Here is a 14,096-nt window from a genome sequence, read left to right as displayed (position 1 = left end):
TTGGCAAGCCAGTCTGTGACTTGATACGGGGATGGATCGTGACCGAAGTTCCGCCCTTGGCAAGTCGAGACGGCCCCAAGCTGCATTTATCGCTTCAGGGCTGCCAGCGCGACATGTCCGTCGAGCAATCTGGATTAACAAGCTGCCGGGCCTTCTCTTTGGGCGTCGGGGTTACTTCAGGGGGCTCTTGCCGGTGCCGTTGCACATGCTGCACGTCTCGGTTGTTTGGCCGTTGCAGCGTCCGCACAGGATCACTCCGCGGCCGCCGCAGTTGCTGCACTGCTGCGTGACCTTGCCCGTCCCATTGCAGGCCTGGCAGGCATTGCCCTGGACCTTGCCCGTGCCCTGGCAGGTCGAGCAGTTGACGTTGACTTTGCCTGTGCCCCAGCAGACCCCGCACTTTTCGTTGCCAGTTCCGCGGCATCGCCCGCACTCGACCTTGCCCGTTCCGCCACACTTGGAACACGCCCGCTGCTCGTCCGCCGAAACGAGTCTGTTCACGCCGACAACGCCGGCAACGCCGGCCGCCAGGATACACACCGCCATCATGCTTTTTCGTATCGCCATATCCGTCGCTCCTTTCCGCACTCGCACCGTGGTGCGGCCATATCTGATAATACGCTTGCCCCTTGCCTGGCGGCAACGTCGCAAAGGTGCCGGTACTGGCGAATAGCGGGATAGGAGAGCATACGGGGCTGAACGTCTACTAAGGGGGTCCAGGAATGCTACAACTGGATGGAGGTCACGCGAAACCGCTGTGAAAAGTACAACAAAGTGCAAGGAAGTGGAATTGTGGTATAGCCCGTACCAGGCAGGACATTTCACCGCGCGGAGATCGCGGAGATCGCAGAGGTGTCGGGTATATGCAAACTGCTGTGAAAAGTACAACAAAGTGCAAGGAAGTGGAATTGTGGTACTGGCAAAGACTCTGCGACACAGAGACGCAGAGAAAACGGGGGGGGAAGAGAGCTTCTTAAATCTTTTTTACAGAGTTGCTTTTCTCGTTTCTCTCTGCGGCTCTGTGTCGCACATAGAAAACGTTGACGGGAAAGGCTTCTTCAATCTTCCTTTTTACGTAGGCCGCTTTTCTCGTTATTCTCTGCGTCTCTTGTGCTACAAAAGGCATGAGGAACGTTCCGCAGGACAGGGAGATCGGCATGACTGGGGCCAGGACCATTCCGGGTGTAATTGCATCGGCGTGGTTTTGCATGATGCTGGTGTGCGGCTGTGCGGCGGAGGCGCCGGCGTCGCGAGGGGTTGAGGTGGTCTTTGCGCCCGCGCAGGCGCGGAAGGTTCTGACGCTCGAGGCCCCCGGCGAGGCGCCGGACCGGGTCGCGGTGGTCATCCCGACGATCACGCGCCCGGGCATGCCCTTCGAGGCGCGCGTGGCTGTGCTGGACAAATGGGGCTACCCCTCCGTCAAGTGCAGCGGTCGCGTGAGACTCATCGGCAGCGACGGGGCGGTCGTGGCGGCGGTGGAATTCCGCCCGGGCGTCGCGGCCGTGGCGGCGGTGCGGAACCTTCACTTGGAGGAGGAGGGTTTTCATCGGCTCACAGCGCGTCTCCAGGGCCGGGAGTTTCCGAGCAATCCCACGCGGTGTACGGCCGCACGCGTCGAGGACATCTTCTGGGGCGACCCGCACGCGCACTCGCTGCTGGGCCAGTGCATGCCCAAGTACTGCCGCTCGATCGAGTTTGCCTATGCGTCGGCGCGGTACGTCAGCGGGCTGGACTGGCTGGCAATGACGGACCACGTTTCGACCGGTCGCGGCAGCGAGGCGTTGTTCTACCAGGAAACCCGTGCCAGCGAGCTGCATAACGACCCGCCGGCGTTTGTGACGGTTCCGGCATACGAGGCCTCGCTGCAGGGCGGCGCCGGCGGCGACAACAATATCTACATGTCCCGCTGGCCGGCGATGTACGTGGACGAGTACGAAAACGGCAATGTGAAAACGCTGTGCGAGAAACTCACCGCCGTGCTTGGGCGCGAGGGGTTCTTCGTCGTGCCGCACCACACGACGCGGGTCGGCAAGCACGGCGAGATTCCCGACGGCGTCTACCCCGGTCCGGCGGCCATGCCGTGCGTCGAGATTCACTCCAAGTGGGGCACCAGCGAATACCGGGGCAATCCCAATGCCCTCGTCGCGGTGCATCCTGGCCCGAGCTATGTGCAGGACCTGCTGGGGCGCGGGCTGCGCCTGGGCTTCATGGGCGGCAGCGACAGCCACGCCGGCATGCCCGGCGGCGGGGGAAGAGAACCGGGCAACCTGACGCGCCTTTCAGGACTGACGGCCGTGCGCGCGGCGGCGCTGGATCGGCAGAGCATTTTTATGGCGCTGCGGGAGCGAAACTGCTACGCCGCAAGCGGCGAGCGGATCTACCTGGACGCCAGCATCGCCGGCGCCGGCGGCGGGTCACGTCAGGTCTGGAAGAACCCTCGCTCGCCGCGGTCGATTGAGGTAACCGCAGCGGGGCAGAGCGATATCGAGACGATCGAGATCGTGCGAAACGGCAGCGTCATCCACCGCCGCCGGTGCGATTCGTGGCAGGCGGCGGTGCATTTCGACGACGTTGAAGACGCCGGCGGCCTGTGGTTGCCCTCGAAACACATGGGGCGCTGCATCTACTACTATGTCCGGGTGACCTGTCGCGGCGGGGCGCAGGCCTGGTCAAGCCCGGTCTGGCTGGTCGAGTCAATTCAGTAGGAATTCTACCGACGCAAAATTAGGCATTTTTTCCTATATCGCTAACGCAAGAAATGACTATAGTTTGCACTGTCAGCTAACACGTTTTCCACCGGGTCGGGTGAATTTGTTGAGGCGAGTCTTAAGAAAAGGACTGCCATGTACAACCTTTCTCAAACAGCGACCCCTCTCTTGCCGCCGCGGCTTTCGGCGGCGTGGACCTCTTATGCAGCCGTCGCGGCGGGCGGCGCTTCGGCGGCAATAGCTTTGACAGGGCTGATGGGCGCTCTTGCGGGCGCGTCGGGGCTGACCGGGTTCATCGCCGGCGTCTTCTGTCCGATGTCTATTGACGCCGGCTGCACGGTGCTGTTGCTGGGAGCGAGCCTGGCGCTGGTGTGTCTCAACGAGAGCCGGTGGGGGCGCGTGCCGCAGATTCTGGCATGGGCGGCACTGCTCGTACCTGCCGTAGGCGCGGCCCGCGCCCTGTCGAATTGGCATTGGCCTTTCAACAGTCTGGGCACCGCGGTGAGGGGCGCCAGCGCCTACCCGGCGATGGAGGCGCCCGTCCTTGCGGCAGTGAGTCTCTGTGCCGCGGCGATCCTGCTGCTGAACAAGACTGTGGCGCGCAAGCAGAGCCTCTCGCAATGGCTTGCCGCCGCGGCGGCTGTTCTGGGACTTCTGGAACTGCTCGGTCACGCCTTCGGCACCGCTCCGGCGGCGTCAATACCGGCAGCGGTGGCGATCGTGACTCTTGCGGCCGGGATCGTCCTGGCCAGGCCCCGGCTCAAGCCGGCGGCGATCTTCTGGAGCGGCGGGACGACGGGCGTGATCGCGCGGCGGCTGGTGCTTCCCGTGATCCTGACGCCGACTCTGCTGGCCGGGTTTGCGCTATGGTCGGTGGAGAGCAGGTTTTTGGACAGTGCGATGGCCGCGACGCTGTTCGGCCTGCTGGGCGTGCTCTTTCTGGCCGCCCTGACGGGTTGGTGCGTGTCGGTGCTGGCGGGGATCGACCTGCGGCGCGGGCGGGCGATGCGGAGTCTGCGCCGCACGCAGCAGTCGCTGATTCGCTCGCGAGACGAACTGGAGCGGCGGGTGAATGAGCGGACAGCCGAATTGACGCTCAAGAACGTCGAGCTTCATCGCAGGTCCAACCAGTTGGCGCGTCTGGCATCGGAACTGACGCTGGCCGAGCAGCGCGAGCGGAAGCGGCTGGCGCACGTGCTGCACGACCATCTGCAGCAGTTGCTCGTTTCGGCCAAGCTCGGCCTGGAGCTATGCATGCGGCAGCAGGGGCAGTCGCTGCCGGCCGATCTTCGGCGAGTGCAGGATTTGCTGGTCGAGTCGATCACCTCCTCGCGCGAGTTGACGATGGAACTATTTCCGCCGGTGCTTCATGAGGAGGGATTGGGCGGCGGGCTGCGGTGGCTGGCGGCCTGGATGCAGGAGAAGCATTCACTGTGCGTGGAGTTGCAGGTGGACCTTGCAGCCGTTCCGGCGACCCAGGACCTGTCGATCCTGCTGTTCCAGTCGGTTCGGGAGCTGCTGTTCAACATCGTCAAGCACGCCAACGTCAAGGCCGCGCAGGTGTGCCTGCGCCGCAGCGAGTCGCACCTGGAACTGACGGTCTGCGACCAGGGCGCCGGGTTCGACCCCGACGAACTGCACGGCGCCGGCGGGGCGGGGTTTGGACTGTTCAGCGTGCGCGAGAGGCTGGAAATGCTGGGGGGCACGATGAAGATCGAATCGTCCCCGGGTCGCGGCAGTCGCGTCACGCTCCGGGCGCCATGCGGACAGGGTTTCACCGCGGAGATCGCCGAGAACGCAGAGATCAGAGCTGACGGGGAGCCAGACACTCTTCCGACCTCCGCGATCTCTGCACTGTAGAAAAGAAAAACTGCCCCGGGTGGCATGGCGACACGCGTTGTTCAGCGGGTCGCCATGGTTGGGTGCTGAGCATCATGGCGACCCGCTTCGCGTGTCGCCATGCCACCCGTCCCCGCCCCCGTTTCTAATCCTCTTAATCCCATAAATCCGCGTAATCCCGCACTCCCCGTCCCCGTCCCCGTTTCTAATCCTCTTGATCCCATAAATCCGCGTAATCCCGCACTCCCCGTCCCCGTCTTCTCACTGACCGAGTTTGGTCTTGAGAGCCTCGACGCGCTTGGCCACGTCCGCGGCTTCGGGGCGGGCGGGGTAGAGCTTGAGGAACTCCTGGTACTTGCCCAGGGCGATCTTGTCCATGCCGGCCTTTTCGTAGTTGCCCGCCACGGTCAGGATCTGCTTGGCGCGGCTCTCGTTCTGGTCGGCAGCCATCTGCTGCTGGAGGTCCTTGTCGGCCTTGACCAGCGCCATGTCCGAGGCGGCCTGTTTTCCCGCCGGCGTGTCGGGATACAGCGTGGCGAGCATCTCGAGCAACTTCAGGGCGTTCTGCCGCGGTTCGCTCTGGAGCTTCTTGAGGTAGTCGAATCGCAACGCCGCATCGATCGTCGGGCCGTCGCCGTCAGACTCCGACGCCGGCTGCGTCGCCGGTGCGGGCAGTTTCTGCGCCGCCAGGTCGGTGGTGATGATGGCCTGGATCTGGTCGGCCATGGCCTGGGCCTTGGAGGCCTTGAAAGCCGAGGCGACGACGGGGTCGTTTTCGGCCTTGTCCAGGGCAGCCTGGGCTTCATGGGCGGCTTTGCGCTGCCCGAAGATGGTTGCGACCGCTCGATAGCCCTTGAGGGCCTGTTCGTATTTTTTCTCGGTGTAGAGGGTGTTGGCTTTCTGGAGGCGGATCTCGCCCTCGGCGTCGACCTTGGCCAGCAGTTCGTCGATACGCTCGCGCTGATTGGAACTGCGCACGACGCCCAGCAGCGGTTCGAGGGTTTCGCGCGCCTGCTGCCAGTTCTTGGCGGAGATAGCGCGGCGCGCCGCGTCGATCTGCCCCGCGACGCGCTGATGAATGGCATCGTCGACATCGTTGGCGGGTACCTTCGGCGCGTTGACGGTGACCTTCTGCTTGCTGACCGGTGCGGTCGTCTTCTTTTTCTTGGTAGCGGCCGAGATCGCGTCAAGGTCCGTTCTGCTTCCATTGGGAAGAGTGCGCAGCGGCAAGGCTGTCGCAACGGCTACCAGCACCAGGGCGATCAGTCCATAGATCATTCGTCGGGGCATAGCGGTCTTCCTTTTTTGGCGAATTACGAAGGGCGGGCGCACCGTCCTCTATCAATATAGCGAACGGCCGCGGGAATTATTGCAGGGACCGTCAGGAAAATTGCCGCCGCGGGTTTACTTCTTGATCAGCACGCTCGACCAGTGTTCGTAGAGGGTCAAGAAGACGTAGTCGATATCCGCGTCGGCCATGCGGATGCAGCCCAGCGACTGGCTCTTGCCGATGCTGGCCGGGTCGTTGGTGCTGTGGATGCCGTATCCGCTCATGGTCTTGGTGACCGGGTCGGTGCCTTCCAGGGCGATCCAGAGCCCCTTGGGTCCGAAGGCATAGTTGGGTTCGCCGTAGCGGATGCTTCCGGTCCGCCCGCTGGAGGGCGGGGGGTTCCAGACGGGCTTGATCTTCTTGCCGCCCAGCGCCACGTGGTACGCCCCGAACGGCGTGGCGCCCTCTTTGCCCGTGCCGACAGTGAACCGGCGGATGTAAATGTACGGGAGATTGTCCCGCTTGAGATACAGGTCCATCGTGTATCCGCTGAGGCTGATCACCGCGTGGAAGGGGCCCTTGATGACCTTGATCGACTGGCCGGCGCGGATCAGCTTGTCGGAGGAGAGGTTATTGATCTTCAGCAGCAGCTCGGTCGGAACATGCAGTTTGAGGTTGCGCTCGATGCGCTGCAGCACGTCGCCGTTCTTGACCTCGTAGCGAGCCACGTACGGGTCGTCGTCGAAGAAGCCCGGGGCGAACAATGTTCGCTCGGCCATGCTCGTGAGCATTTTGCGGGCGTGGTCGGCCTTGTCTGCCGGCAGAGCCCCGGAGAACACCGCCGACGACAGCGCGACGCGGGCGGGGAAGAATTTGCCCGCCTCCATGAGCTTGATCCCCTCGTCGAACTGGGCCATCGCGTTGGTGGCGTTGCCCGCCGATTCCGGGGTGGGCGTCGGCGCCGGCGCCCGCTCCGCGGCGTCCGTCGACCCGCCGGCGGCGCCCGTTGGCGCAGAAGCCCCCTCCGCCGCTGCGGCCGCTGCCGGAACCGCCGCCGTGGCAGGGTCCGCCGCGGCGGGAGAATCGGATCGGAACTTGTTCCAGCCGACGATCAGGGCGATCAGGACAACCACCGATCCGACCACGATTGCAATCTGTTTAGCAAGCGGTGTCATACGTCTCTCCTTGCCCCGCGGGGCGGCGAGGCGCTTGGGCGATGAAGCGCATGATTTCTTTATCGGTAACAAGCATGTTTACCGGCCAGTCATTGCCAGCCGTTGGCACCTGCTCGACGACCTGCTCCGACAGCGCCAGCCCGCAGGCGATGGCGCGCATCCGGCTGTGTCCCAGGAACCGGTCGTAAAACCCCGCCCCGCGTCCGAGGCGGTTGCCGTCGCGGTCGTACGCCAGCGCCGGAACGACCACCAGGTCGATCTCCTCCAGCGGCCAGGGCTCGCTCGAGGCCGGTTCGCGAATGGCGTAGCGCCCGCTGATGACCATCTCGTCGCCCATGCCCGAGATCCGCACCGCGATCATGTGCCGCTGCTGCATGTCGACCTTGGGGACCAGGACGATCTTGTCCTGCTGCCACGCCGCCATTGCGGCCGCAAGCGGGCTGGCCTCGTGGGGCATCGGCATGTACAGCATGACGCAGCGGCTGCGGCGGAACTCCTCGCTGGCGATCAGCGACTGACAGGCCGCGTGGCTGCGCGCGGCGATATCCGCCGGGGCAATCGCCGCCAACCGCCGCTTCATCTCTTGACGCAGGTGGTTCTTCATAGGCCGATATGACTATTAAACCCGCAAACCCCCCTCGACGGAAGCAGGATTGTCACCGTCGGGCGCCACACCGCCGCCGTAAGAAACTTACCACAGAGACACAGAGGGCACTGAGGTAACAACAGGAAAACAAAATATCCGGTTTTCTTGTTTCTACCTCGTCCCCCTCTGAGTCTCTGTGGTTGCATTTGTTTTTACGGGGTGACAGCCGGCAGGGCGTCGCAGTTGGCGCGGATGATTTTGATCTTGCCCTCGACCACGCCCAACTGCAGCCAACTGTAGCAGTGCCAGGTGACGGCAGGGCCGGCCTTGGGATCGTTCGACAGGGCCTCGTCGGCCCAGTAGCCTTCCTGGTAAACCGCGTCGGGTTCGCCCAGGACCTTGGCTCGGGCGGCCAGTTCCACCTGGTCCTTGTGTGGCCAGATCAGGAACGACTGCACGCCCCGGCGCGAGGCGTTCTGGGCGGCGTCTTCCAGCCCCATCGACAAGGTGCGCATCTTGAGCGTCTGCAGAATGTCCGCCAGCGCCGCCCGCAGCATCGCCGGGTCGTTCTGGCCGGCCCGGGCGTACGCCTGAACCGTCACCGCGTGCCCCAATGCCGTCAACAGCGACCGCTCCACCGCCCGCAGCGGGCGCTTCGGCGTCGCCGGTTGGGTAGCCGCGGCTGGGCGATCGTGTCCGGGCAGGGTCGGCGGTTCGCCCGCCGGCGCGGGAACGATGCGATGGTCGGTGCGGATGACGGCCACCCGCCCGTCCGCGATGCCGAACCCCAGCCAGCTATACCAGTGCCACGTCAGCGGCTTGGACTTTTCGGTGGCGTGGGGGACGATGCGTCCTTCTTCGAGGAAACCGCTCTGACGGACCAGGTCGGCCGCTCCCAAAGCTTTGACCAGGGCTGCTTCGGGCAGGTCCGTTCGCGTGGGTACCAGGGTGATAGCCGAGACGCCGTGCTTCTTGCGGACCTGCCAGCAGGCCCAGTGCAGGCCCTCGGCCAGGCCCTTGCGGGAGATCAACGCGGCGAACAGATCGAGGCCGGCTGCCCCGTCGGGTGTGACGTTGTCTGCCGCGGCCAACGTCGAATCGGTGCTGGCGCCGATCTTGGTGGGCAGGCCGAGCGTTTGGAGCATTTGCCGCTCGGCCTCTCGCAGCGCCCGCGCCGGCACCGCCGGGGCAGTGGCAGCCGGGGCCGAAGTCGGCTGTGCCGCAAAGATCAGCGATAGTACGGAGACGAGCATGGCCCCATTGTCGATTTCCGGACGGCAATTATCAAATTCGAATTAAGGCCAGAAGCGTGGGCCGCGCAAGTCAACGAAAGCGGTCACGGCGATCCTTCTTGTAGTTCCAATCGTCGCGGAATCGTATAGTTCCCGCGGCCTTGAGGATATTCTTCTGCTCGTGATGGCGGATCAGTTCTTCCAAGGCGACCGTGACGGTTTCCTTCTTGGTTCGGACGCTATAGATTCTATCGCCCTTGGCGGTGTTCGCCAGCACAAAGACATCGCGCTGTCATGTGCGGACGACTGAGGACATGGCGGCTCAACAACTGCCGCCATGGCACCCATCCATCCATCCATCCATCCATCCATTCCTCAATCCACCGGCAACGCGCGGGGCAAGCCCCGCCGCTAACGGTGGGTGTGCGTGGCGCTGCGATTCGGTTCTTCCATCCCTGCCGCGGTGAAATATAATGCGGGGGATGATTCTCCACGAGTGTCCATCCTGTTCGTCGCGTCTGGAGAGCCCGGAGGAACTGGCCGGGCGACGCGACGAGTGCCCCCTGTGCGGACAGGCGTATATCGTTCCACACCCGCGAACCTCGCCGCTGCGAAAGTGGCTCGACCGGCGCAGCGCCGCCGCATCGCAGGCGGCGCGCGATGCCGCCGAACCTTCCGGGCAGGACGACATCCCCCAAGCGCAACTCGATCTGGCGGGCGACGACAATGTGGTTCTCACCCCGGGCCAGCGCGGCAGGGGTCAGCAGGCCAGACCGCGGCGGAACACGGCGATGGCTGCCGCCATGGGGTTCTTCGGCGGCACGGTCTGCATCTTCCTGCTGGGCGTGGGCGCCATGCTCGCGCTGGGATGGAGACCCCACAGCAAGACCGAGCCGGTTCCGATCGTCGCGGTCTTGCCCGACGAGCCTTCCCTGCCGCCGACACCGGCAGCACTGCCCGAACCCAAACCCGAACCCAAACCCCAACCCGAACCCAAGCCTGAACCTGAACCGCGCCCTCAGCCGGACATGTGGCCGGACGTTAAGCCCGAACCGAAACCTGAACCCAAGCCCGAACCCAAGCCCGAGCCCAAGCCCGAGCCCAAGCCTGAACCCAAACCCGACGTGCCCGCCCCGGCGGGCGACTACAGGCCCGCCCTGACGCTCAAAGCCGGACCGGCCTCTCTGGGACTGGTGCTGATCGCCCAAGGCAAGTTCACCATGGGCTCGCCCGCCGATGAAGTCGAGCGCGACGCCGACGAAAACACCCACCCCATCACCCTGACCTGGCCGTTTTACATGAGCGACTCCGAAGTCACGCAGGAGATGTTCCAGGCCGTCATGAACGCCAATCCCAGCCAGGTCCGCGGACCGGCCTTGCCGGTCCTCAACGTCACGTGGACCGCCGCCAACGAGTTCTGCGAGAAACTCTCCAAGATCACCCGCCGGCGTGTGCTGCTGCCCACCGAAGCGCAGTGGGAATACGCCTGCCGCGCCGGATCGGCCGGACCCTTCAGCGCCGGCAAAAGCATCAAGCCCGACCACGCCAACTACGACGCCCGCTACGCCTACGGCGTCGGAACGCTGCTGGTCGACGAGTCGAAAGGCGACCCCAAACCGGCGCCGGTGAAGTCGCGAAAACCCAACGCCTGGGGCCTCTACGACATGCATGGCAACGCCGCCGAATGGTGCCGCGACTGGCTGGGCCCTTACCCCGCCGCGGCTGTGAAGGATCCCGTCGGCCCCGACCAGGGCGAGCGCCGCGTCCTGCGGGGCGGGTCCTGGAAGACGCGCCCGACCTTCTGCCGCAGCGCCAACCGGGACGCCGCAGCCGCCGACTACAGCTCACCCGCCATCGGGTTCCGCGTGATCGTCGAAGTGACACCGGACGACCTGAAGAAATGACCCTGCTCCCGCCGCGAGAGATCAAGCCGCTGATGTCACGTTAGCGGCGGGGCTTGCCCCGCGCGGTTTTTGGGCGAGGTCAACCCGTCTTGCCGGGTGGCATGGCGACACGCGTTGTTCAGCGGGTCGCCATGGGTGTGCGCCGAGCATCATGGCGACCTGCAAAAAGCATGCATGTCGACATGCCACCCACCACCAATCAGCCAATCAACGAGTCAACCAGTTAACCAATCAACCAGTCAACCAACTCAGTTCTTGTTGCTGGAGTTGAGCGGGCTGAGTCGGCCGGTGGAGAGTTTGAACTCGGGGATGCCTTCGGGATACAGCGTCATCATCACGGTGAGGTCTTTCTCCCGCGCGGTGTACAGGATGTTGAACGCCACGTACCAGCGTTCCATCTTGCGCGTGATCGTGAACCCGGTGATGCTGTTCTCGCTCTGACCGAAGTCGTACTGCTCGAAGATCGACGCGGTGTACTTGTCGCTGAGCTTGTACGTGGCCCCGACGGTGGCCGCGGCGCTGTCGAGGGCCTCGATGGTGCGCAGCCCCACGAAATACTTCAGCCGCGGGTCGCGCTGCACCGCCAGCGAAATCCCGCTGCGGGACAGTTCGCCGCTCTCGGTGTCGTAGTTCACGTCGGCCATGAACGTCGTCGAGTCCGAGATATACCACGTATAGTCGGCGGAGATATTGTCGCGACCGATCGAGTTCTCGGGGCGGTACATGAAGAATCGCCCGTCGCCGGGCTGCTGGGGCGTGTCGGTGAAGAACGCCGTGGCCATGACGCTCAGGCGCATCCAGTCGACGGTGGCCGGCGGCGTGGTCCGATTGCCGCCGCGCTTCGTCTGCCACAACTGGTGTACGCCGAAGGAAACGCCGCTGACATCGCTGATACCGGTCTCGACGCCCGGCTCCATCGGGAACAGATCGTTGGGTTCCACGCCGCCGGTGGTGTTGCCCCAGGCCACCAGCTCGGGCGTGATGATGTGCTTGAGGCCGTTGACGTCCCAGAAGCGGCTGCGCACGTCGCGGTCGATGGACCAGATCTGGGTGCTGAGCTTGGCGCCGCCTTCGAGCATGGGGCGGAAGTTTTCGCCGCCCTCGGGCGCGTCGCTCCAGCCGGTCATGCGGGTCATCAGGAAGGGGACGGCGTTGAGCTGCCCCAGGCGCAGGGGCAGGTTGATCTCGTGGCGGGTGTCGCCGCGGGCCATCACGTCGCTGCCCTCGACGCCGACGAGGTCGTCATCGGGCTGCCAGCGCTTCACGCCGGCGTGCGATTCGCTGAAGTACGTCAGGCGGTTCTCGGCCAGCGGCTGGCCCAGCATATAGAAGCTCACGTCCGGGAACGACTCGGTCTGGGTCTGGAATTTGTTGATGCGCGCCTGGAGCAGGGCGGTCAGGGCCCAGTTGTCGCGCTGCTTGATGGCGTACAGAAGCGTCTCGCTGTCTTTTCCGGCGTAGAAGTCGTCGGGGAACTCCGCCAGGCGGTAGTTGCGGTCGGAGATCCAGTCCAGTTCCACCTGGGCCATCCAACCGTCCGGCAGCGACTGCTTGTGGCGGTTGAGCAAACGCCCGCGCGCCGACTCGGCCTCGATGTTCTTGTTCTCGGTTCCGAAATCCTGTTCGAGGTTGCTGGTAAAGCTGCCGTACGCCATACCGTATCCGCTGAAGGTGGGGCGGTCGTATTCCCAGTCGACGCCGACGGTCAGTTCCTTCTGGTAGATGTTAAAATTGAACATCGCCTCGACCCCCTCGGGCTCGATCAGCCCGAGCATGCGGAACAGGTGCCACTGGGTTTCGAGACCTAATCCGAACTGGGAGTCGTTGCCGATGTTCACCCGCCGCAGGGCGGTGTTGCCGCGTTCCATCTCCGTCTGCAGGCGCGGCCAGTACAGCAGCGGAACGCCGCGGACGGAGAACGTGTAGTCCTCCATCTTGGTCAGGAACCGCTGCTCGCTCAGGGCCTGGCCCTTCTCGTCGTAGGGCGTCGTGTCGAGCATGTACACGCGGCGGGCGCCCATGTGGTAGGTCGGGGTGAAGAAGTCGCTGGTCGAGACGCGGGCATCTTTGAACAGCATCTCCCGCGATGAGAGCATCTTCATCTCGTCGGCGCGGACGAACACCGGAATGTTCCGCTGCTCCTGGATCGTCCGGAAGACCACGTTGGGGATCAACGCCCGGTCCGACGTGAAATCGTAATACGCCGTCTCGCTCCGCATGTACCGGTTCCCGCGAGAGATCGTCACGTCCCCTTCGAGGTACACCCCCTCGATGCCCTCGCGGGCCGTCGGCGAAACCTTCGGGCTGCCCGGGTGGACAGCCGCTTTCTGCGGTGGACCTTCCGGACCGTAGATGCGCGAGATAATGACGGCCGCGTTCGACTGCATCTCCAGGAACGCGTCGGCGTCGGGGTTGCCCTGGGCGATATACACGCTGCCGCGGGCGACCGTCATGCGGCGGTTGTCCTTCATCAGGGCCGAGGTGATCTTTTCGGCATAGAAATGCACCGGCTGCTTGGGCATTTCGGACAATCCCGTGGCGGGCTTCGTCGTCGCGGCGCCGCCGGGCGCTGCCGGGCGGCGGGGCGGGGCGGGGCGCTGAGTCGCGGCCTGGTCGCCCGTTGCGGGCGAGGGCGCCTGGGGTTTGCCCTGGTCGCGAAGGCGGGCGCGTGGGGGGGCCTGCTCGTCGCGCAGCAGCGGCGGCGGGGTGCGGTCGACGTCGGCGTTGCGCCCCAGGGCCGCTTCGCGGGCGGAGCTTTTCTCGCGTGCCTCGGCCGCCCGCAGATAGATCGGGGTCTTCTTGACGTCGTCGCGGGTGGTGGGGGTTCCCTTGGTGGTGAATCGCCCGACGTTCTGCAGGACGACCAGGGCGGCCTTGTCTCGCGTGATTCCGCCGGGCTCGTTGATCTGGACGTCGCCCTCGACGTAGACGATGAAGGCGTGCTTCTCGACATTGCCCTGCGTGGTGGTGCGCACCCAGACGACGGCGTCGCGCCCGCTGAGAATGTGGTCGCCGATCGACAGGCGGAACCCGCCCATGACGATCGAGCCGTTCTCGCCCTCGTCGACGAAGGGGATGATCTCCTTGCCTTCCAGCGCCGCGTCGTTCTGGATCGGCTCGGACTGTTGAGACAATGCGATACGGTCGCCGGCCACGACCAGAATGATCGCCGCGATGGCTAACCCACGCCGCAACAGAACCCAGCGGTGGTGTGTTGTCATTGGTTCCGGCTATACCGCCGGCGGAACCCATCCGGGGGGTTCTGCCGCGGTCTTTTATGTCACGCCGCTCCGGGGGGGGGGCAAGTCCATATCCCAGGCGGCCGCAGTTTCGGTTGTCGGCCAGGTCCAGCCGTGGCCCCTCCGGGCGAGCCCAAAGCCCC

10 protein-coding genes are annotated in these 14,096 nt (G+C 64.7%); 3 read left to right on the top strand and 7 right to left on the bottom strand.

Annotated features, from left to right (window positions below; all coding sequences use genetic code 11):
• Positions 1 to 171 precede the first annotated feature (171 nt).
• Positions 172 to 567: a hypothetical protein gene (locus ABFD92_19820; protein MEN6506790.1), complete on the bottom strand. Its 396-nt coding sequence runs from the start codon at positions 565 to 567 to the stop codon at positions 172 to 174.
• A gap of 590 nt (positions 568 to 1,157) precedes the next feature.
• Here ABFD92_19820 and ABFD92_19815 point away from each other — a divergent pair.
• Positions 1,158 to 2,705 carry a hypothetical protein gene (locus ABFD92_19815; GenBank protein ID MEN6506789.1) on the top strand — a complete coding sequence of 516 codons (1,548 nt, stop codon included), beginning with the start codon at positions 1,158 to 1,160 and terminating at the stop codon, positions 2,703 to 2,705.
• 258 nt (positions 2,706 to 2,963) lie between these two features.
• Complete coding sequence (locus ABFD92_19810) at positions 2,964 to 4,568, top strand: ATP-binding protein (GenBank protein ID MEN6506788.1); 1,605 nt, start codon at positions 2,964 to 2,966, stop codon at positions 4,566 to 4,568.
• Between the two features lie 240 nt (positions 4,569 to 4,808).
• Here ABFD92_19810 and ABFD92_19805 read toward each other — a convergent pair whose 3' ends face one another.
• The 5 genes from ABFD92_19805 to ABFD92_19785 form a co-directional block, all read right to left on the bottom strand.
• A complete protein-coding gene (locus tag ABFD92_19805; protein ID MEN6506787.1) occupies positions 4,809 to 5,837 on the bottom strand; it encodes a hypothetical protein in 1,029 nt (342 codons plus the stop codon).
• 114 nt (positions 5,838 to 5,951) lie between these two features.
• On the bottom strand, positions 5,952 to 6,992 hold the full coding sequence (locus tag ABFD92_19800; GenBank protein ID MEN6506786.1) for a L,D-transpeptidase family protein: 1,041 nt from the start codon (positions 6,990 to 6,992) through the stop codon (positions 5,952 to 5,954).
• Positions 6,976 to 7,596, bottom strand: a complete 621-nt coding sequence (locus tag ABFD92_19795; GenBank protein MEN6506785.1) for a 5-formyltetrahydrofolate cyclo-ligase — start codon at positions 7,594 to 7,596, stop codon at positions 6,976 to 6,978. Before ABFD92_19795 ends, ABFD92_19800 begins: the two co-directional genes overlap by 17 nt.
• 194 nt (positions 7,597 to 7,790) lie before the next feature.
• Positions 7,791 to 8,831: a hypothetical protein gene (locus tag ABFD92_19790; GenBank protein MEN6506784.1), complete on the bottom strand. Its 1,041-nt coding sequence runs from the start codon at positions 8,829 to 8,831 to the stop codon at positions 7,791 to 7,793.
• 70 nt (positions 8,832 to 8,901) lie between these two features.
• Entirely contained in the window at positions 8,902 to 9,087 is a 186-nt protein-coding gene (locus ABFD92_19785) for a type II toxin-antitoxin system VapB family antitoxin (protein MEN6506783.1), read from the bottom strand.
• Between the two features lie 205 nt (positions 9,088 to 9,292).
• Here ABFD92_19785 and ABFD92_19780 point away from each other — a divergent pair, with 205 nt between their 5' ends.
• The gene (locus ABFD92_19780) at positions 9,293 to 10,714 is read left to right on the top strand and encodes a formylglycine-generating enzyme family protein (protein MEN6506782.1); all 1,422 of its coding nucleotides are present in this window, start codon (positions 9,293 to 9,295) and stop codon (positions 10,712 to 10,714) included.
• Between the two features lie 248 nt (positions 10,715 to 10,962).
• On the opposite strand, the gene ABFD92_19775 is transcribed toward ABFD92_19780, so the two are convergent.
• Complete coding sequence (locus ABFD92_19775; GenBank protein ID MEN6506781.1) at positions 10,963 to 13,935, bottom strand: hypothetical protein; 2,973 nt, start codon at positions 13,933 to 13,935, stop codon at positions 10,963 to 10,965.
• Between the last annotated feature and the right edge of the window lie 161 nt (positions 13,936 to 14,096).

The sequence above is a fragment of the Planctomycetaceae bacterium genome, from assembly GCA_039680605.1.
Lineage (GTDB): Bacteria > Planctomycetota > Phycisphaerae > SM23-33 > SM23-33 > JAJFUU01.
Note: the sequence above shows the minus strand (reverse complement) of the source record. Positions and strands in the feature narration are given on the sequence as shown.

Excerpts from the sequence above, each read along its gene's own strand:
- ABFD92_19820 (MEN6506790.1), bottom strand. The coding sequence starts at position 567 with ATGGCGATACGAAAAAGCATGATGGCGGTGTGTATCCTGGCGGCCGGC.
- ABFD92_19815 (MEN6506789.1), top strand. The coding sequence starts at position 1,158 with ATGACTGGGGCCAGGACCATTCCGGGTGTAATTGCATCGGCGTGGTTT.
- ABFD92_19810 (MEN6506788.1), top strand. The coding sequence starts at position 2,964 with ATGGGCGCTCTTGCGGGCGCGTCGGGGCTGACCGGGTTCATCGCCGGC.
- ABFD92_19805 (MEN6506787.1), bottom strand. The coding sequence starts at position 5,837 with ATGCCCCGACGAATGATCTATGGACTGATCGCCCTGGTGCTGGTAGCC.
- ABFD92_19800 (MEN6506786.1), bottom strand. The coding sequence starts at position 6,992 with ATGACACCGCTTGCTAAACAGATTGCAATCGTGGTCGGATCGGTGGTT.
- ABFD92_19795 (MEN6506785.1), bottom strand. The coding sequence starts at position 7,596 with ATGAAGAACCACCTGCGTCAAGAGATGAAGCGGCGGTTGGCGGCGATT.
- ABFD92_19790 (MEN6506784.1), bottom strand. The coding sequence starts at position 8,831 with ATGCTCGTCTCCGTACTATCGCTGATCTTTGCGGCACAGCCGACTTCG.
- ABFD92_19780 (MEN6506782.1), top strand. The coding sequence starts at position 9,293 with ATGATTCTCCACGAGTGTCCATCCTGTTCGTCGCGTCTGGAGAGCCCG.
- ABFD92_19775 (MEN6506781.1), bottom strand. The coding sequence starts at position 13,935 with ATGACAACACACCACCGCTGGGTTCTGTTGCGGCGTGGGTTAGCCATC.